General features: G+C 44.6%; 16 protein-coding genes and 1 pseudogene. 12 read left to right on the top strand and 5 right to left on the bottom strand.

The window, feature by feature from the left end; translation table 11 throughout:
* From Q0241_RS15120 to Q0241_RS15110, 3 genes and pseudogenes are all read left to right on the top strand, one after another.
* Window positions 1–419: pseudogene (locus Q0241_RS15120) on the top strand (gfo/Idh/MocA family oxidoreductase); the annotation flags it as partial.
* 38 nt (window positions 420–457) lie between these two features.
* Window positions 458–1,531, top strand: coding sequence for a class II fructose-bisphosphate aldolase (gene fbaA / locus Q0241_RS15115; RefSeq protein WP_299378944.1), 1,074 nt, complete (start codon window positions 458–460; stop codon window positions 1,529–1,531).
* Window positions 1,532–1,548: 17 nt separating this feature from the next.
* On the top strand, window positions 1,549–2,646 hold the full coding sequence (locus Q0241_RS15110; protein ID WP_299378942.1) for a carbohydrate kinase family protein: 1,098 nt from the start codon (window positions 1,549–1,551) through the stop codon (window positions 2,644–2,646).
* A gap of 21 nt (window positions 2,647–2,667) precedes the next feature.
* Here the strand turns inward: Q0241_RS15110 and Q0241_RS15105 are convergent, their stop codons facing one another.
* Entirely contained in the window at window positions 2,668–2,910 is a 243-nt protein-coding gene (locus Q0241_RS15105) for a CDGSH iron-sulfur domain-containing protein (protein ID WP_299378940.1), read from the bottom strand.
* A gap of 614 nt (window positions 2,911–3,524) precedes the next feature.
* On the opposite strand from Q0241_RS15105, the gene Q0241_RS15100 reads away from it, so the two are divergent.
* The 3 genes from Q0241_RS15100 (at window position 3,525) to mnmC (ending at window position 8,702) form a co-directional block, all read left to right on the top strand.
* A complete protein-coding gene (locus tag Q0241_RS15100; RefSeq protein ID WP_299378938.1) occupies window positions 3,525–4,382 on the top strand; it encodes an OmpA family protein in 858 nt (285 codons plus the stop codon).
* 142 nt (window positions 4,383–4,524) lie between these two features.
* Window positions 4,525–6,567, top strand: coding sequence for an AsmA family protein (locus Q0241_RS15095; protein ID WP_299378936.1), 2,043 nt, complete (start codon window positions 4,525–4,527; stop codon window positions 6,565–6,567).
* 125 nt (window positions 6,568–6,692) lie between these two features.
* Entirely contained in the window at window positions 6,693–8,702 is a 2,010-nt protein-coding gene (gene mnmC, locus Q0241_RS15090; protein ID WP_299378935.1) for a bifunctional tRNA (5-methylaminomethyl-2-thiouridine)(34)-methyltransferase MnmD/FAD-dependent 5-carboxymethylaminomethyl-2-thiouridine(34) oxidoreductase MnmC, read from the top strand.
* 37 nt (window positions 8,703–8,739) lie between these two features.
* On the opposite strand, the gene hutC is transcribed toward mnmC, so the two are convergent.
* Both hutC and folE read right to left on the bottom strand, forming a co-directional pair.
* Window positions 8,740–9,462: a histidine utilization repressor gene (gene hutC / locus Q0241_RS15085; protein WP_299378933.1), complete on the bottom strand. Its 723-nt coding sequence runs from the start codon at window positions 9,460–9,462 to the stop codon at window positions 8,740–8,742.
* A 459-nt stretch (window positions 9,463–9,921) separates the two neighbouring features.
* Window positions 9,922–10,533, bottom strand: coding sequence for a GTP cyclohydrolase I FolE (gene folE, locus Q0241_RS15080; RefSeq protein ID WP_299378931.1), 612 nt, complete (start codon window positions 10,531–10,533; stop codon window positions 9,922–9,924).
* A gap of 151 nt (window positions 10,534–10,684) precedes the next feature.
* Here folE and hisI point away from each other — a divergent pair, with 151 nt between their 5' ends.
* Window positions 10,685–11,053: a phosphoribosyl-AMP cyclohydrolase gene (hisI, locus tag Q0241_RS15075; protein ID WP_299378930.1), complete on the top strand. Its 369-nt coding sequence runs from the start codon at window positions 10,685–10,687 to the stop codon at window positions 11,051–11,053.
* A gap of 126 nt (window positions 11,054–11,179) precedes the next feature.
* Here the strand turns inward: hisI and hutH are convergent, their stop codons facing one another.
* Together hutH and hutU are read right to left on the bottom strand one after the other, a co-directional pair.
* Window positions 11,180–12,718 (bottom strand): histidine ammonia-lyase, encoded by a 1,539-nt coding sequence (hutH, locus tag Q0241_RS15070; protein WP_299378928.1) that lies wholly within the window; start codon window positions 12,716–12,718, stop codon window positions 11,180–11,182.
* Entirely contained in the window at window positions 12,715–14,379 is a 1,665-nt protein-coding gene (hutU, locus tag Q0241_RS15065; RefSeq protein ID WP_299378926.1) for a urocanate hydratase, read from the bottom strand. Before hutU ends, hutH begins: the two co-directional genes overlap by 4 nt.
* A 160-nt stretch (window positions 14,380–14,539) precedes the next feature.
* Here hutU and Q0241_RS15060 point away from each other — a divergent pair, with 160 nt between their 5' ends.
* The 5 genes from Q0241_RS15060 to Q0241_RS15040 all read left to right on the top strand — a co-directional run.
* Window positions 14,540–15,628 (top strand): phosphotransferase, encoded by a 1,089-nt coding sequence (locus Q0241_RS15060; RefSeq protein WP_299378924.1) that lies wholly within the window; start codon window positions 14,540–14,542, stop codon window positions 15,626–15,628.
* Window positions 15,629–15,706: 78 nt separating this feature from the next.
* Window positions 15,707–16,555 carry a pyridoxal kinase gene (gene pdxY / locus Q0241_RS15055; protein WP_299378922.1) on the top strand — a complete coding sequence of 283 codons (849 nt, stop codon included), beginning with the start codon at window positions 15,707–15,709 and terminating at the stop codon, window positions 16,553–16,555.
* A gap of 335 nt (window positions 16,556–16,890) precedes the next feature.
* Window positions 16,891–18,342: a siroheme synthase CysG gene (cysG, locus tag Q0241_RS15050; RefSeq protein WP_299378920.1), complete on the top strand. Its 1,452-nt coding sequence runs from the start codon at window positions 16,891–16,893 to the stop codon at window positions 18,340–18,342.
* A 28-nt stretch (window positions 18,343–18,370) separates the two neighbouring features.
* Entirely contained in the window at window positions 18,371–18,700 is a 330-nt protein-coding gene (locus Q0241_RS15045; protein WP_299378918.1) for a DUF2849 domain-containing protein, read from the top strand.
* 4 nt (window positions 18,701–18,704) lie between these two features.
* Window positions 18,705–19,408 (top strand): nitrite/sulfite reductase (locus tag Q0241_RS15040; RefSeq protein ID WP_299378916.1); only part of this gene is annotated, 704 nt, incomplete at its 3' end.

The following is a 19,408-nucleotide window of genomic DNA, read 5'->3' as shown; positions in this document are numbered from 1 at the left end:
ATGATGATGGGTCTGTGGGATGGTATGAAGCAGGTTGGGGACCAATGATGAGTGAAACGGCATTCTTCGTTAAGGATGTAATTGGTCCCAAAGGCTGTGTATCTATTGTTGCGGAAGATCAAAACAAAGCAATGGAATCTGACGATATTGATGCACATACCAAAACATCCGCGTTATTATGTCATTCTGCAAAGTTAAATGATGATAAGTCATTCACACACAAAGATAATTTAATACGAATGGATGATGAGCCTGATCATGATGCCCTTTGCCAAAGAGAACAGGAGTTCCTGTTAAAGGCCATTATAGACGATTTAGATTTGACATCTCACATGCGGGATGCTGTGAACAGTATGAAAATTGTTTTGGCTGCGGATGAATCGGTTCGAAGCGGTCAAGTCGTACATTTGAAGCGCTAAGATGCGTTTTGTGATCTAGAAAACAGGGAGGATCGGCGGTGTCTGAAAAACTTCGCCCGGGTGTTGTTACCGGTAAGGACTATGAGAAACTCGTCAAGGCTTGCAAAGCCGGAAACTACGCGTTGCCAGCGGTAAATGTTACTAGCAGTAGTACCGTAAATGCTGTTCTAGAGGCTGCGGCCCGTAACAAATCAGATGTGATTATTCAGGTCTCAAACGGTGGCGCAGGCTTTTATGCTGGTGCGGCTTACCCGGATGGTCTTCAGGGTAAAGTGCTTGGTGCCGTTTCTTTGGCGCAGCACGTTCATCTTCTTGCTGAGGGGTATGGGGTTTGTGTCGTTTTGCACACAGATCACGCAAATCGCGGTCTCTTGCCATGGATCGACGGTCTGTTGGCCGAAGGTGCCAAGTTCCGTGAAAAGAACGGCAAGCCTCTTTACACATCACATATGATCGACCTTTCTGAAGAGTCTTTGGAAGATAACGTGGGTACATGTGCTGATTATCTCAAGAAAATGGCACCACTTGATATGAGTTTGGAAATCGAGTTGGGTGTTACTGGTGGTGAAGAAGATGGTGTTGGGTCCGAGCACACTGGTGCAGATAATCCGAAACTTTATACTCAGCCAGAAGATGTCGCTTATGCTTACGAACAGTTGAATCCACTTGGTGATTTCTCAGTCGCTGCGTCTTTCGGTAACGTTCACGGGGTTTATAAGCCAGGGAATGTAAAGCTTCGCCCTGTGATCCTAAAAGACTCTCAAAAACTAATGTCCGATCGTTATGGCTTGGAAGACAAGTCTCTTGATCTTGTTTTCCATGGCGGATCGGGTTCTTCTGAGACAGATATTAAAGAGGCTGTTTCTTACGGCGTCTTTAAAATGAACGTTGATACGGATCTTCAGTACGCGTACTCCGAACCTGTTGGGGCTTATGTAAATGCGAACCAAAATGCATTTGTTGCGCAGATAGACCCAGAAACAGGCAAGCCGCTAAAGAGCAAATACGACCCACGTAAATGGGTGCGTCAGGCTGAACTAGGTGTCGGCACAAAGCTGGACGAAATTTTCTCTGTGCTGGGATCTGTAGGCAAGTCTCTCGCGCAAGATTAACAGGTAGGACGGGTATAATGAAGGCACTGACACTGGGTGGGGCTACTGTCGATATTATCGCATCAGTATCTGACGATGAAATCGAACGTATGACAATGCACAACGCAATCACAAACTTTTTGCTTTTGGAAGAAGGCAAAAAAGTGGATGCAGAGAACATTGAAACTCACACCGGTGGCGGTGCTATCAACGCATCTGTATCTATGGCGCAATTGGGCATAGATGTTTCCTGTGTTGTGAAATTGGCTGATGATATCGAAGGGCAGATGGTTCTGAAGCGTTTGAAAGAAAAATCAATTGGTAGCCAATGGGTTTTATCTAATGCTGATTTGCCTACAGGCTGTGCGGTTATGGTTTCTTCGCATGTCAGAAATCCGACGATTTTTGTTGCGCGCGGGGCCAACACGTTACTCACTCCCGATGAAATCAAACCGGAAATGTTCGAGGGTATTGAGCTTACCTACGTAACGGGCTTGAGTGGAGCTTCTGCGGACTGCTTTCCAAAGATTGTAAAATTGGCGAAGGCTGCTGGAAGTCTTGTTGTGGCTAACCCTGGAATTCGCCAACTCTCTTCGCGAACCCAATCATTTTGGAACTCGTTGCAGTATATTGACGTTTTGGTTATGAACGAGGTCGAAGCTGGGCAGTTGGTACCATTTGTCTCGGCGAAATCAGAGATCGATGCGATCCATCCCTGTGCTTACTCCGATGATAAAAAACTTCCTGAGTTATTAAAAAAAGGCGTTGGCGTCTCTGGTACAATGATGGGCCTCCGCGAATTTACCAAGATAATTAACAGTCTTGGACCAGAGAGATTGTTGGTCACGAATGGCAAAGAAGGTGCTTATTTAGGGACAAAAGAACAAATTATGTTCTGTCCGGCGCAAAAAGCAAAAGTTATGGGGACAGCGGGTGCAGGGGATTCCTTTGCCTCAACATTTGCGTCTTTTATCGGTCTTGGTAAAGAGGAAGAGTTAGCACTGAAAGCTGCTTCTATTAATTCAGCTTCTGTTGTTTCCGTTATGGATACGCAATCAGGCTTGCTTGCTCAGGAGGAACTTTTGTCAGGCATTAAAAAGGCTGATTGGCAAAAGTATGAGAGTTATAATCTTTAGGGGGGAGCATTAATTCCTTATTCAAAGCAGGTGCTTGTGATTGCCGTCGCAAAAAGGTTTGTTTGAACTATGTTTACATTGACATAGGAAGTATTTTTTTGATTTGTCAGCTTTAAATAATAAAGGCTGAAAATTGGTTCCCTTATGACTGCCATCGCAAAAAGGCTGTTTTTTAGACCGCCCACAAGCACACCAAAAGTAAGTTTTCCCTTCCTCTAGCTGGATAATGCATGGCGTGGTGTCAGCTATTTGAGGTGTTTCCATTTTTATTTCTCCTGACCTTTTTCCGATTTTTTTGAGATACAATATCATATTTGATTGTTTTTGTTATTATCTTTATCGCCTCAGGGTTTAGCAGGTGTAAGTTCTTGCTCTCAAAGAAAGAGGATAATGAAAGTGTCATAGAAGAGTGATAAGCTTTTTCTGGCAAGGCGTAATAATTTATGAGAGATCAGGGACCTGTAAAATTCTAATTAGAACAACGTTATACAGGTACGTAATTTTACCAAGATGTGTTTTTATTTTAGGTCTGTATTCTTTTTAACAAGACATTAAACAAACAATGTTTTTAATTACTTCAGGTTGATGTTTTGTTTGTTCCATTCTAGTGTCAACCTGATTTTGGGAGAAGCTTTGACAGCGACAAGTATTGATTCCTTTTGGTATCTATCTGATTTTGTGTTACTTTCTTTGTGTTAATAATGAGGCTGGGAATGTGGTCTCTAGTATTTACAAAAAAGAAGCGGTAATATGTTCACTCTTATTTGTGCAAATATCATACAGTTAAGTTTGGATTGTTCTAAATAATTTAGTACCTGAATTAGTTTGTTGTTTGTCTCGTTTTTTTATGAATATCTAAACCTTCAAGGGAGAATATCATGCGGGGTTTAAAGTTTGCTTTGTTGGCCGGTGTTGCGGCTGTATCTTTATCTGCTTGTGCTGATCGTTATCAAATGGCCAGCGATGCAGAGCCTTCAGGCTCCTCTTTTACAAGAGAGCTATATAAAGGTTACGTAGGCCTTTCTGGTGATGAGAAATCCGAACAGGATTGGGGTGATTCCGACCTGTTTGCAAATAAAGCATTGGCCTCTGCGGATGGTAAAGTTGTTGCTCCTGAAGAGGTAGCAAACTGGGATCTTGGCGCAGAGTTTGTTGATGATCTTTCTTCTGCACATGACCGCCTTGCTTCTGCTTTGGCAAATGGTGCTGGTGACGTAGCGCCGACGTCTGCTGCAAACGCACAGGTTATGTTCGATTGCTGGATACAAGAGCAAGAAGAGAATATTCAGCCTGACCATATCGCGGCATGTCGTGACGGTTTCCTTGCTGCAATGGCTAAAGTTGATGCAGCAATGGCACCTAAAGCCAAGGCACCAGCTCCTGCACCAGCGCCAGCTCCGGCACCAGCGCCTTATGCAGTTTACTTTGATTTCGACTCTGATGTGCTGACTGTTGATGCACAGGCAGAAGTTTCTGTGATCGTTGCTGCTGTGAAGAAACATTCACCCTCAAAAGTGATTGTTGCTGGTCACACTGATACAGCTGGTTCTTCTGAATACAACCAGAACCTAGCTAACAGACGTGCCGCTGCTGTTGTAAGTGCACTTGAAAGCCACGGTGTTGCTGCTTCTATCGTTCAAAGCCAAGGTGTTGGCGAGAATGCTCCTGCGGTTGACACAGGTGATGGCATTTCTGAATTCAGAAACCGTCGTGTTATCGTGACACTCGTGAAGTAATTCACATGTCTGGCTGATTAGTGCCAGAATAAAAAGGCGGTACTGGCTTAATGCGGGTACCGCCTTATTGTTATTCGTCTATATCCTTCAATAATCGTGTCATTTGCATGGTTTTTATTAAATCGTGTAATGGAGACTAAAAATGAAAAAAATACTCTTATCAATTGGCGGCTTAATTCTGTTGGTCATTGCTGTTCTGTTGATTGCTCCCTTCTTTATTTCTCTCGAAGATTACAAGCCTGAAATTGCCGCAAAAGCGAAAGAGGCGACGGGGCGCGATTTGAAAATTGGAGGGAAAATTTCTCTCAGCCTATTCCCGACTGTCGCTGTTGAAGTCAACGATGTTGCTTTAGCGAACTATGATCAGGGGCAAAGCAAAGACATGGTAACTCTTGAGCAGATGGCGCTCGAGTTACAGGTCATGCCGTTGTTATCTAGTGAAGTTGTTATTGATCGCTTCGTACTTGTGAAGCCTGTTATTAATCTTGAAGTTGACAAAAACGGGAAGCCAAACTGGGAACTTGAGGGAACTCAAGATCCAGCAAGTGATACCGCAGCGGCTGAAAGTTCTGAATCTTCTGAAGGAGGAAGCAGCGCTAGCCTTAGTGGATTGTCTCTGGGTGATGTTCGTATTCAGGATGGTGAATTACACTTCACAGACCTCTCTTCAGGAACAAAAGAAGATATTGAGGCGTTAAACCTTGAAATTTCCCTGGATGCCTTGAATGAACCCTTGTCCTTGGATGGTCGTTTGGACTGGAAAGCAGAAACGATTAATTTAAAAGCAGATATTGCTAATCTTGAAAGCCTGATGAACGGTGCAAGTACAGCTCTTGAAGCATCAGTTAGTTCATCTCCGGTAAACTTTAGCTTCAATGGAACAGCGCAACAGGCAAGTGCTTTTGCTCTTGCTGGCGCTCTTGATCTTGATGTTCCATCTGTTAAAGGTTTGACCGATTGGGTCGGCGCACCGATTGAGCGTCAAAATGAAGAAACCTTTGGTCAATTGTCCGTGAAAGGACAACTTGATCTAAACGGTCCTGTGGTTGCGTTTGATGATGTATCTCTTGCATTTGATGCGTTGACTGCTCAGGGTGCGTTGAAAATTGATAGTTCTGGTGCTGTACCAAATATAGTTGCCGCACTTTCTACGGGGGTTCTGGATATTACGCCTTACCTACCGCCAGAAACAGCAGCTACGGATGATGCATCTACTGGAAACACATCTGGTGAAGCTGCAACGGCGCAGAGTGCAAGTGCTGATCAGGGGTGGGATGATACGCCAATTGATTTCTCTGGGTTGAAATCTGTAAATACTGATCTGGCCCTTAAATCCGAGGGTGTACAAATCCGAAAGATTACAATTGGTGTCAGTGAGCTTGGTATCCTACTTCAAGGTGGCAAGTTAACCGCAGACTTGAAACAACTTGCGCTCTATGACGGGCAAGCCCGTGGTAAAGTTGTTCTGGATAGTTCAAAAGCAACACCAACAACTGCAATTAATTTTGACCTTTCCGGTGTTCAAGCTGAACCACTGTTGTCTGATAGTGCAGATTTCGAAAAACTTTTGGGAACTCTTAGTTCCAAAGCAAACCTGACGACACAGGGGGCTTCTCAGAAAGCGATGGTTTCTAATCTCAACGGAACCGGAGATTTCATTTTTCAGGACGGGGCCGTCAAGGGCGTGAATATTCCTGGTCTGATCCGTAATGTATCATTGGATGCCTTGCAGAATTCTTTTGATGAAGCTCAATCTACTGATTTTGCAGAGTTATCTGGTACCTATACTATTCAGCAGGGCGTTGTGAATAATCAGGATTTGAGCATGATTGCGCCTTTGTTCAGGCTTTCTGGCAAAGGGACTGTTCCTATGCCGCCTAAAACCTTGAACTACCGTTTAGAGCCAAAGCTTGTCGGTGACCTTGAAGGGCAAGGTGGTGATAGTGGTGCCAAAGGGCTTGCTGTGCCGTTAATGATTACGGGCTCGTGGAGTAATCCTAAAGTTGCTCCAGATCTTGCAGGGGCCTTGACTGATCAACTGAAAGATCCATCCGCTCTTATCGAAGGTGTTACGAGTGGCGAAGGGGGAGTGAAATTACCTCTTGGCGATGGTGATGCTGCCGGCGGTGTCGATGAAGTTATTGAAAAGCCAAAAGATGCTTTGAAAAAGCTTTTTGGTAACTAAGCTTTTATTTCGTAAAAAAGCCAGCTACTAACCACAGTAGCTGGCTTTTTCTATTTCTGACGACAGTACTTTTCTTTAAGATCCCAAAAAGCTAAAAGTCATGAACTCTTTTAACGGTTTTTTTAATGACTGAATTTAGTACTGCCGAACTGGAATGGCGGGATAATCTTGTTCCGGTATCTAGCAAATATGATGATGTGTATTATTCCCTTTCTAATGGATTAGCGGAAAGCGCGTTTGTTTTTCTAAATGCTGTTGGAGGAAGTGAACTTTGGAAAGATCAACAGAATACAGTTATCGGTGAAACAGGGTTCGGAACGGGATTAAATTTCTTAGTTACTTGGAAAGAATGGAAAAAAACTTCTCGAGCAGATCAGCATCTAACCTTTGTTTCCGTCGAAGGTTTTCCTCTTAGCCGTACTCAGCTGCAAAAATCGTTGAAGCCTTGGGATGAGCTTGGAGAAAATCGTGATGAGCTTATTAAGGCTTACCCAGATCTTAGCCCTGGTTTTCACACGCTGGAGTTTGAACGAGATAATGTTACGCTCATTCTTCTCTTTGGCGACGTTAGGGAAGTTCTAACGTGTTTTTCGGGGCAGGCTGATGCCTGGTTTTTGGATGGTTTTGCTCCTAAGAAAAATCCCGACATGTGGAATGCAGAGGTTTATGAATTGCTGGCGGCGAAATCCAAATCGGGTACAAAGTTGGCCAGCTTTACAGCGGCTGGACATGTTCGCCGTGGATTAGAAGATGCTGGTTTTAAGATTGATAGACGCAAAGGGTACGCTTTTAAACGAGAACGCATCGTTGGGGTATTCTCGCCTGATAAAGCTGATGAGGACAAAAGAAGATTTTATCCCGGATCGCTACCTTGGTTTGATATCCCTAAAGTACAAAACAAACCTAAAAAAGTAGCCGTTGTTGGCGCTGGAATTGTCGGGAATTGTCTGGCCTATAGCCTGTCACGTGCAGGTGTCGATGTTACTTTGATTGATAAGGCATCTTCTATTGCCGAGGGGGCGTCAGGAAATCCGGCTGCGGTATTTGAACCTAAGTTGATGCGTAACGGTACTGTATTGGGGCAGTATTTAGCATCTTGTTATCTCTACGCTTTGAGATTTTATCGAAAACTGGAAGAACAGACAGGGCAGGAAATCTGGCATCATCAGTGCGGATCTTTGGATCTTATTGGCGATGACAAAGAACTTCAACGTCGACAGTCTTTTGTGGCCTCGAACGTTCTGCCACAGGATCATTTTTGTATTGTTGATGCAAATAGTGCTTCTGAGATCGCTGGTATTAATCTGACATCGCCGGGTGTCTGGTATCCCTACGCGGGATGCCTCAATACGACTGCTCTTGCAATGGCCTTAACCCGTGGGATTGATGTCAGGCTCAATTGTGAAGTGACATTACTTGAGCCGTTTACAGATCAAGGACAGCGTAAATGGAAGCTCTCAATGTCGGAATCTTGCGAGGACCTTGAGTTTGATAGCGTTGTTCTTGCCAACGCATTTAATGTTAAGAATTTCGCACAACCTGAAAGCTTGTCAGTGATTATGAACCGAGGACAAGTCAGTACTTGCCCGCCTAACAAGGTCAGTGCAAATTTAAAGACTATTGTAAATGGTAGCGGATATATCACACCCGCTATCAAAGGACAGCACGTTTTTGGAGCCACCTTTGAGCGACTCTATTGCTATGATGAGGCTGAAAATAGATCTGTTATAAAAGAACGACATGATCATAACTTGTCGCTTCTTAATGAAATTGTTCCCGAAATTTCAGCACAAATAGATCCGCTAGATCTGGGGGGGCGGACATCCGTTCGGGGAACAACCTTTGATCGGTTGCCGCTTGTCGGTCCTGTCTATCAGGAACAGCAATATCGTCATGATTATGCGGGTTTGAAGAATGGGCAAAAAAGCAAGCCATCATGGCCACGGGGTGAGTATTACGAAAACCTGTTTTGTGCTGTTGGTTTTGGGTCCCGTGGGTTTTTGACTGCACCTTTGATGGCCAATTATCTCGTGAAATTGATATGTGGCTTTGATGCTCTGCCGATTTCTACGGATATCAGAGATGCAATACATCCTGCCCGATTTTTGATGAGAGATATCAAAAAAGGTCTATAGCTTATCACTTATGTTAAAGTGTTTTTTTATTCTACAGCTATCCTTGAAACGTTCCGCCCAAACTATATCGATTCCCGGGGTGGATGAGTTTGGCATAGGTAACTGCTTTCCCCTCGGACCAGGTGCGCCTTCTTAATAACAAGCAAGGCGTAGTTTCGGAAATTTGCAATAACTCAGCCTGGTTTTCCTCTGGAGAAATGGCAAAAATAGTATGTTCGGCATTATCTAACGGAGCGACTTTCACCAGATAATCATAGGGAGTGATATCCCTAAAATCCTGATTTAGATAATCGGGAGCTGCAGCAGGATTTATATAGCGATCTTCCAGCTGAATAGGTGTCCCGTTTTCCTTGTGAAGAATAACAGAATGGTAAACTGGGGAATTTAATTCCAGATTCATCACACCCGCAACGTTTGCAGAAGCTTGTTCTTGTGTAAGTAGGATGACTTCGTTGCTATATTGGCTATTACGAGATCTAACTTCCTCAGCAATGCTTTTTATTGCAAGTACTGCCGATTGGGGGCGGGGTTCCGCAACAAAGGTTCCTGCACCTTGAACACGCATCAACCATCCGTCTGTGGTGAGTTCCCGTAAAGCCCGGTGAATTGTCATACGTGACATATTCTGGCTTTGGGTTAGTTCGTTTTCTGACGGTATTTGAAATCCTGGTTGCCACTGGCCAGATTGAATATGATTGATAATGTATTCTTTTACCTTCTGGTAAAGAGGTACTTTTTTATCGCAGCTCTCGGCATCCATTATATGTCCCCGCACGCTTTAAGCGTTATTGATCGTTTCTTGTTATTATTAATAAAACTATAGATGCATGGTTTTACAGCATATTTCCAGTCGAAACTTACTATTCTACGGGAAATACACTGTATTTGTGTCAATAAGTTGCTTCAATTTGGAACTTTAAAAGAGCAATTTATCATTTTAATCAAGGCTAGGCAGGAAATCAGGTCGGGAAATTGAGTTAAATGTCCCTTCCCGTACGGGGTTTTCTGCAGCTTCCAGATCATTGATAAAATAACGGTCCTGTGCAAATGAAGGTCACATCTTCTGTTGCCTTGCCATAGCTCTGTTTAATAAAAGATAGGTTTAGGAGGCACACATCTGGTGGGGCGTGAATTTTAATTCCTCCGGATGCACGCAGTCATTGAGGCTGCCACAGAATTGCTACTCTTATGTAGAATAGAATCTTTGCCAATAAAGTTTCTAAATTTTAGTTATTAGGTTCATAAACTCAGCACGCGTACGGGGGTCTTTACGGAATAGGCCAAGCATTCGGCTAGTGACCGTACTGGTTTCAGTCTTATGTATACCACGTGTTGTCATACATTGATGTCCGGCATCAATGACAACTGCAACACCTTTAGGTTTAAGTACACGCTCGAGTGTGTCAGCAATCTGGGCTGTAAGAGTTTCTTGGGTTTGAAGGCGTTTCGCATAAACATCAACTAAACGAGCTAGTTTGCTGATGCCGACCACACGCTTATCAGGGATATAGGCAATATGTGCCTTACCAAGTATCGGCACGATATGGTGCTCACAATGTGATTCCAACCGCACATTTTTTATGATGACCATTTCATCATAGCCTTCAACTTCCTCAAATGTTCTGGCAAGAATTTCATCTGGATTCATTTCATAACCCGCAAAAAATTCCTTATATGCATTTACGACGCGTTTAGGGGTATCAATTAGCCCCTCACGATCAGGGTTGTCACCTGCCCATGAAATGAGTGTTTTTACGGCTTGCATAGCCTCCTCACGACTAGGAGTTTGTCGTGTTTCTGAGAGACTCTTAGTTTTTGCTTCTTTTGTCATATGTTTTTGCCATTGATTAAGTTGTGTAATGTTATAACGTACTGTTATTGAGTTAATCGAAGGCTGGCAACCAAAAACTAGTAACCGAGCTGTCCAAATATAGAAATTTCTACCTTTAGTTTGAGATAAATTATTAATACGAGGTCGTGGCATGAGTGCTGATATTGCAAAATTAATTAACTATAACGATGCAGGGTTGGTTCCTGCGATTGCGCAACAGCATGATACTGGTGAGGTGCTAATGCTTGCTTGGATGAATTATGATGCTATCCATGAAACTCTGGAAACTAACCGGGTATGTTACTGGTCGCGCTCTCGTAGAAAGCTTTGGCGTAAGGGGGAAACCTCGGGCAATTGTCAAAAATTAATCGAGTTCCGTTTTGATTGTGATGAAGACACGGTTTTGATGCTCGTTGATCAAACCGGGCCAGCTTGTCATACAGGTCGGCCAAATTGTTTTTATTATGCTGTTCAAGATAGAGAAGTGTCTATTATCAGTCAGCCGCTTAAGAAAACATGAATGTCTCATTACAGTACAAGAAATCATAGCTCCCTAGAAGGAAGCTATGATTATTTGAAGGTAATATTTTACCAAACGTAGTAGAAATGATTATCGGTTATTGAATTTTTATTGTTGTTGATTGGATTATTTCTTTTCTAGACTTGGTAGGAAGTCTGCTTTTGAGATTTTGTTAAAGGTTCCGTCCCAAACTAAACTTTCTGCAGCTTCCAGATCATCGGCAAAATAACGGTCCTGTTCGAAGAAGGCGACGTCTTTGCGCAATCTTTCCATAACAGTTTCAAGTGTTGGTGATGTCTTTAGTGGCTTGAGAAAGTCAATGCCTTGGGCTGCTGATAAAAGCTCGACAGCCAAAACGCCCGACGTATTTTTTGCCATATCAGAAAGACGTCTCGCGGCAAAGGTTGCCATGGAAACATGATCTTCCTGATTGGCTGATGTTGGCAGGCTATCCACACAGGCCGGGTGAGCGAGGGATTTATTCTCGGACGCCAAGGCTGCGGCGGTAACCTGTGCGATCATGAAGCCAGAGTTAAGGCCGCTTCCCGCAACAAGGAAGGGCGGCAAGCCTGACATTGAACTGTCCATCAAGAGTGCAATACGACGTTCGGACAGGGCGCCCATTTCTGAAATGGCTAGGGCAAGGACGTCAGATGCCATGGCAATTGGCTCAGCATGGAAGTTGCCGCCTGATAGGATGTCGCCCTCTTTTGTGAAAACCAGTGGATTATCAGACACGGCATTGGCTTCGCGTTCGAAAATGCTAGCTGCAAAACGCATATGGTCCAAACAGGCACCAAGAACTTGGGGTTGGCAGCGAAGAGAATATGGATCTTGAACCTTTGAACAGTCTGCGTGGCTGTCTTTGATCGGGCTACCATCCAGAATGGTTCTGAAAACAGATGCGATGTCTGCTTGTCCAATTTGACCCCGCGCTTCTTGAATACGGGGATCAAAGGGAACATGTGATCCTTTGGCCGCTTCAACACTCATTGCACCAATAAGTGTGCTGGCATTCATCAGGTTTTCTGCTCTGAACAGGCCAACAAGGGCTAGGGCTGTCGAAACTTGAGTTCCGTTCAACAGGGCGAGGCCTTCTTTGGGGCCAAGAACCATTGGCTTTAACCCAATGCGCTCCAGACCTTTCTTGGCAGGCATAATCTCGCCTTTATAACGGGCTTTTCCTGCACCGATTATCAAAGCGGACATATGGGCGAGCGGAGCCAAATCGCCAGAGGCACCAACGGATCCTTTTGATGGAATACAAGGGTAAAGACCTTCATTGTAGAAGGTGATCAGGTAATCAAGAACTTCCTGTCTGATACCTGAGAACCCTTGGGCTAGTGATGTGACCTTGAGTGCAAGAATAAGGCGAACAACTTCATCATCAAGCAATGGACCCATACCCGTCGCGTGGGACAAGACAAGGTTGCTCTGTAACTCTTCTAGCTGCTCGTCATCAATGCGTGTTGAGGCAAGGCGTCCAAAACCGGTATTGATGCCATAAACGGTTCTGCCGTCTCTTAATACATCGCGAACCGTTTCGGTCGAAGCTGCAATTTGCTCTTTGCAGGCTGGATCCAGTTCAATCTTTACATCATCAAATGTAAGGGCGCGAAGAGTTGAGAGTGTTAGTTGACGGGGTGTCAGGACTAGTGATTTCATTTATCTGACTCCATAGGAAGGTCGAGATTGTTATCCCGAGCACATTTTTTAGCAATTTCGTATCCGGCATCTGCATGACGCATAACACCTGTCGCGGGATCATTCCAGAGAACACGGCCTAATCGTTTGTCCGCGGCTTCTGTACCATCAGCACAGATAACCACACCAGAGTGTTGCGAGAAGCCCATACCAACACCGCCACCGTGATGTAAGGATACCCATGTCGCGCCACCCGCAGTGTTTAGAAGCGCGTTAAGTAAAGGCCAGTCTGACACAGCATCAGATCCGTCCATCATGCTTTCTGTTTCACGGTTTGGGCTTGCAACCGACCCTGAATCCAGGTGATCACGCCCAATAACAACGGGTGCTTTAAGCTCGCCATTGCGGACCATTTCGTTAAAGGCGAGGCCAAGTTTATGACGTTGCCCTAGTCCAACCCAGCAAATACGGGATGGAAGCCCTTGGAAGTGGATACGTTCACGGGCCATATCCAGCCAGTTGTGTAGATGTGGATCATCCGGAATAAGTTCTTTGACCTTTTGATCCGTTTTATAGATGTCCTCTGGGTCACCGGAAAGTGCAGCCCAACGGAAGGGGCCTATACCGCGACAGAAGAGGGGGCGAATATAGGCTGGAACAAAACCAGGGAAATCAAAGGCATTTTCCACGCCTTCTTCTAGGGCCATCTGACGGATATTATTACCGTAGTCAACTGTCGGGATGCCCTGTGCATGGAAATCGAGCATCGCCTGAACTTGGACAGCCATGGATTTCTTTGCTGCAGTTGTTGTGCCTTTGGGATCTTTTTGAGATCGTTCGACATACTCACCCCAGGTCCAACCTTGTGGAAGGTATCCGTTAAGGGGATCGTGTGCTGAGGTTTGATCGGTTACGATATCAGGGCGTACACCGCGTTTGACGAGTTCCGGGAAGATATCAGCAGCATTGCCAAGTAAGCCAACAGATATTGCTTTTTTGTTGGCAACGGTATCATTTATAATGTTAAGCGCGTCATCAAGGTCAGTGCACTTTTTATCCAGATAACCCGTACGGATACGCATATCAATACGGTCTTCCTGACACTCAACGGCCAGCATAGAGGCGCCGGCCATTGTTGCGGAAAGCGGTTGGGCGCCGCCCATGCCACCAAGGCCACCTGTTAATATCCAGCGGCCAGAAAGGTCGCCGTTATAGTGCTGACGTCCTGCTTCGACAAAAGTTTCATAGGTGCCCTGAACAATACCCTGACTGCCGATATAGATCCATGATCCAGCGGTCATTTGGCCATACATCATCAGGCCAGCTTTATCGAGCTTGTTAAAGTGTTCCCAGTTCGCCCAGTTTGGAACAAGGTTGGAGTTGGCAATCAGAACACGAGGGGCATCCGAATGCGTTGGGAAAATGCCAACGGGTTTACCGGATTGTACAAGAAGCGTTTGATCGTCTTTGAGTTTCTTCAAACTCTCGACAATTTTATCGTAACATTCCCAGTTTCGGGCCGCGCGGCCAATCCCGCCATAAACAACCAATTCCTCTGGGTGTTCGGCGACATCCGGATCGAGGTTATTCATCAACATTCTAAGCGGTGCTTCACTCAACCAGCTTTCGCATGAAAGTTCTGGGCCGTGTGGCGCGCGGATTGTGCGTGTGTTCTTTTTCATTTTTCCAACTTTCCAACTCAGGAATATGTATATACAAAATAACTTGTCTATACATCTTGTCAATATCCAGAATGTTACATCTTCTGTTTTTCCTTTTCTCTTTCGGATATAAGGTGAAAAGCTATTGAGAATACATGCGTTTTGTTAAATGGAGCTATTGGTGAGCATTATCCCCGATCAAAGAGAGCAGCAGAGAATCGCTTTTATAAAAAACGCCGGTTGGGAAGGTGCTGCTGTTGAGGCTTTACCTGTTGATGCCTCTGCGCGGTGTTACTTCAGGTTGTCCAAGGGCGATGAGACAAAGATCGTTATGGATGCGCCGCCTGGTATTGCTGAACCTGTTGCCGTGTTTGCAAAGGTTGGGCGGCATTTATTATCCTGTGGTGTTTCGACCCCTGTTATCCATCGAGAAGACATTGAAAACGGTTTTCTGTTGCTGGAAGATTTTGGCGATAATACCTACGCAAAACTTTTGAATGCAGGATGGGATGAAGAAAAGCTCTATGAGCTTGCTGTTGATGTATTGGTTACAATGCATTCATCTGAAAAGTTAGCTCAAATCGATATGCCGCCTTATGACCTAGCCTTTTTGATAAAGGAGGCACTTATTATGGCGGACTGGTATGTGCCAAGCATAAAAGGTGAAGCTCTGTCTCTTGAGGCGCGGCAGGCCTATGTGTCGGCTTGGTGTCAGGTTTTTAAATCGCTTCCTTTGCTACCAACGACTTTGGTTCTGCGGGATTTCCATATTGATAATCTTATGATTTTAAATGGGCGTGAAGGTGTCGCATCATGTGGTCTATTGGATTTTCAGACGGCTGTACTTGGTGCCGCACCTTATGATCTGATGTCTTTGGTCGAGGATGCCCGTCGCGATATTGATGAAGGCTTGAGGACAAGAATGATCGATCGCTATCTCAAGGCGATGGAAATCGACCGGGATAGTGACGTGGGGAAGGTTTTTATGTCTTGGTATTATGCTCTATCAGCACAGAGGCATGCCAAGGTGTTGGGATTGTTTACACGCCTCTATTCGCGAGATCAGAAGGATGCCTATCTGAAACATGTAACGCGTGTCAGCAGTTTGATGGATAGCTCTTTGCAAAATAATATTCTCGAACCTGTAAAGAGCTGGTTTGATCGGTATTTCCCGGATTTTGTTGTTGAGTTAAAAGCTGAAACAATTGACCAAGAAAAGGTTATGAAATCAGCTGCTCTAACGGAAGGGTTTCCTGTCTCGCTACCATAGACAATCTTTGTTTCTTTGAGAGCGGGGAGCTTCTAGTAAGGCACGTCATGCTTGCGGTGTTCATGTAGGGGAAAAGCTATGCCATCAATTATCTCGGCCCAATCTCATGTTTGTTACGGGCATGTCGGGAATTCTGCGGCGGCATTTCCGATGCAGAAGCTCGGTGTTTCTGTGCATTCAGTTCCAACGACAATTTTATCTAATCATCCTGCACATGCTAGCTTTTATGGACGGGCTGTAGAGAGTGATCTTTTGCAATATCTGTTTTCTGGGCTGGAAGAACGCGGGGTTTTTCATGGCAGCGGAGGATTTCAGAGCGGCTACCTTGCGACGTTGGACAATGGATATGTTATTGAGAAAGCCGTAAAGCGTTTTAAGGCTTGTAATTCTAATGGGATTTACTGCTTAGATCCTGTGATGGGGGATGTGGGAAAAGGTTTTTTTGTCACAGCGGGAATACCAGAGTTAATTGCACAAAAATTGTTGCCTCTTGCTGATATTATCACACCCAATAAATTTGAGTTTGATACTCTTACCGCAACAAGTTGCCAGAGCCATAATGATATGGTTGCCGCTGCACGTAAGCTGATGGGAGATTTCAATTTACGTTGTGTGGTGATTACGTCTGCCGATTTTGGTGAGAAAGAAACAACACATACACTTGTCGTTCGCCGAGAAGATGCAACGTTATACACCACACCATTTTTACAAAATGGCCCTTCGGGAACGGGTGATCTGTTTACAGGGATGTTCATAGCAAGAATACTCATGGGGCAAGATGAAATGGAAGCCGCTGACTTATCTTTAAATGCTGTATATTCCATAATAAAGCACACTGTGATATCTAATCTAAAAGAACTGGATATAATCACACACCAGAAGTGTATTATTGATTTGATACGAGTAACTACACGAAATAAAGTGTGAATATAAAATTTATTTATCTCCTGTATTTATCTTTTTCCCGACGAGAAATGTGAAAAATCCTTTTCTTGTATGGTAAATTTATTCGTTATTGAAATCGTTAATTTTTCTAGTGTTTTGTATTTATTATATAAATTTAAATATTCTTTAAAATGGATTTTATATTCAATAATTGGTGTTTATTGTTGAAATCAATAAAACGTATTTTTTGTGTTAAATAATAAAAAATTTCATTTTTACTTGTAATTTTTTCAAAACATGTCATCTATTCACTGTGAGTTAATGTAATTGAGAAAATAATTTCTCGTAATTATGTGTGAAATAGGTGTGAGGGTGTCATGGATCACTTTCCGATTTTCCTGTCTCTTAAGGGGCAGAAAGTTGTTTTGGTTGGCGGCGGCGACTTAGCTGCAAGAAAACTGCGTTTGCTTCGTAAAGCTGATGCTGCGGTAACTGTGATCGCACCTTCACTCTGTACCGAGATCGAAGAGCTGGTTGCGCAGGCTGAGGTTGTTCATCTGGGGCGTAAATTTCTGAATGAAGACGTTACAGGTGCAAGTCTTGTTTTTGCGGCAACTGATATCGAAGAAATTGATGCAGCGGTTGCGAAAGCTGCACGAGCACTGGGCATTAAGGTTAATGCCGTTGATCGCCCGGAACTGTCAGATTTCATTATGCCTGCGATTGTTGATCGCTCGCCGATTGTTATTGGTATTTCAAGTGGTGGTTCTGCGCCAATTCTTGCACGTAATCTTCGCGAGAAAATTGAAGGGATGTTACCCCCAGCGCTCGGACGTCTTGCCTCGTTCGCGGACAGTTTTCGCGGGGCGGTAAAGGGAACCATTTCTAACGGTAATGATCGTAGAAAGTTTTGGGAAAATTTCTTTGATGGCCCCATCGCTGAGTCTGTTCTGTCTGGGCGTGAAGTTTCTGCCCGTGAGAGTATGCTTGGGCTCATTAACCGGAACTGGAAACAGGAAAATGCAGATGGTCATGTTGCCATCGTTGGTGCGGGCCCAGGTGATCCGGATCTTCTTACCTTTCGCGCCATGAGGTTTATGCAACAGGCTGATGTCGTTGTGTATGACCGATTGATCAGTGATGAAATTCTCGACTATGTGCGCCGCGATGCAGATCGTATCTATGTGGGCAAAGAGCCGGGGCATCACAGCCATACCCAGGACGAAATTAATGACATTCTTGTTCGCGAAGCAGGTAAGGGATTGCGCGTTGTTCGTCTGAAGGGCGGCGATCCATTTGTTTTTGGTCGTGGTGGTGAAGAAATGGATGTACTGCAATCTGCAGGGATTGAAGTTGATGTCGTTCCGGGGATTACGGCAGCGGTTGGTTGCGCAGCTGCATCGGGCATACCGTTAACTCATCGCGAACACGCATCGATGGTCACTTTTGTTACTGGGCAGACAGGTGATGATATGACCGCAGCTGATTGGTCAAGCTTGATCAACAGTCGCCAAACATTGGTCTTCTATATGGGGCTTAAGAATGCCGGGCAAATATCTGATCGCTTGATTAAACACGGCCAGGATCCAAAGACACCAATTGCGATCATCGAGAATGGAACGCGTATTGATCAAAGGGTTCTTCCCGGACAGCTTTTTGATGCTGCTGAGATGGTTAAGCGACATCAGGTGACTGGTCCTTCACTGATCGTTATCGGATCAGTTGCGGCCTATGCCGATACATCAGATTTACAGCAGATTACGACTGCTGCGATGGAAAATACAAATACGGCTTCCTTTTTGAATGAAGTCGCCGTTGCCGCGCAATAAGCGGCACGTTTTGGAGAGAGTAAAGAATATGTCATTGCAAATTATGACTGCGAACAGACTGCTTGGTGGTGGTGTTGTCTATTTTGGTGAAGATGCAGAATGGACAGATCATTTTTCATCTGCAAAGGCCGTTGAAGATAAAGATGGCGAAGCATTGTTGTTGGCCGAGGCTGAAAAAGCAGAAGCGAACCAGATTATTGTTGGTCCTTACCTGATTAAAGTGGGGCGCAATGAAGCTGGTCTTCAGCCACTTTCAGTCAAGGAAGGTATTCGGGCAAAAGGCCCAACCGTTGAGTATGGTCATAATACTCCGGCCAATTCATCGGGGTCAGTTTCATCTGGGCCAGTTAAGGAATAACGCAATGTATCGCTATGATGAATTTGACTATGATTTTGTTCAGCAACGTGTTGCCCAGTTTGGGGATCAGGTAGAACGCCGTATCGAAGGCGATTTGACCGAAGATCAATTTAAACCATTACGTTTGATGAATGGTCTCTATCTGCAACTACACGCCTATATGCTCCGTGTTGCTATTCCTTATGGGACTTTCAATTCAGTGCAGATGCGTAAACTGGCCCATATTGCCCGCAAATATGACCGGGGCTATGGTCACTTTACGACACGTCAGAATATTCAATATAACTGGCCTGTACTTAAGGACGTTCCCGCTATTCTTAAAGAGCTTGCTGATGTTGAAATGCATGCGATCCAGACCAGTGGTAACTGCATAAGAAACACAACGTCTGACCAGTATGCTGGTGCTGCAGCCGACGAGATTGAAGATCCGCGGGTTTACTGCGAAATCATTCGCCAGTGGTCTTCTCTACATCCAGAGTTCACCTTCTTGCCCCGTAAGTTCAAGGTCGCTGTGACGGGGGCAACAACTGACCGTGCTGCCATTCGTGTTCACGATATTGGCTTGGCGATTGTTAAGAACGATGAAGGCGAAGTTGGCTTTGAAGTCCACGTTGGTGGTGGTCAGGGTCGTACACCCATGATTGGTAAGGTCGTTCGTGAATTCCTGCCCAAGGAACACCTGTTATCTTATCTTGAAGCCATTTTGCG

Origin of the sequence: uncultured Kiloniella sp. (assembly GCF_937128705.1) — a bacterium.
Taxonomy (GTDB): domain Bacteria; phylum Pseudomonadota; class Alphaproteobacteria; order Kiloniellales; family Kiloniellaceae; genus Kiloniella.
This window is presented reverse-complemented; position numbering and strand designations above follow the sequence as displayed.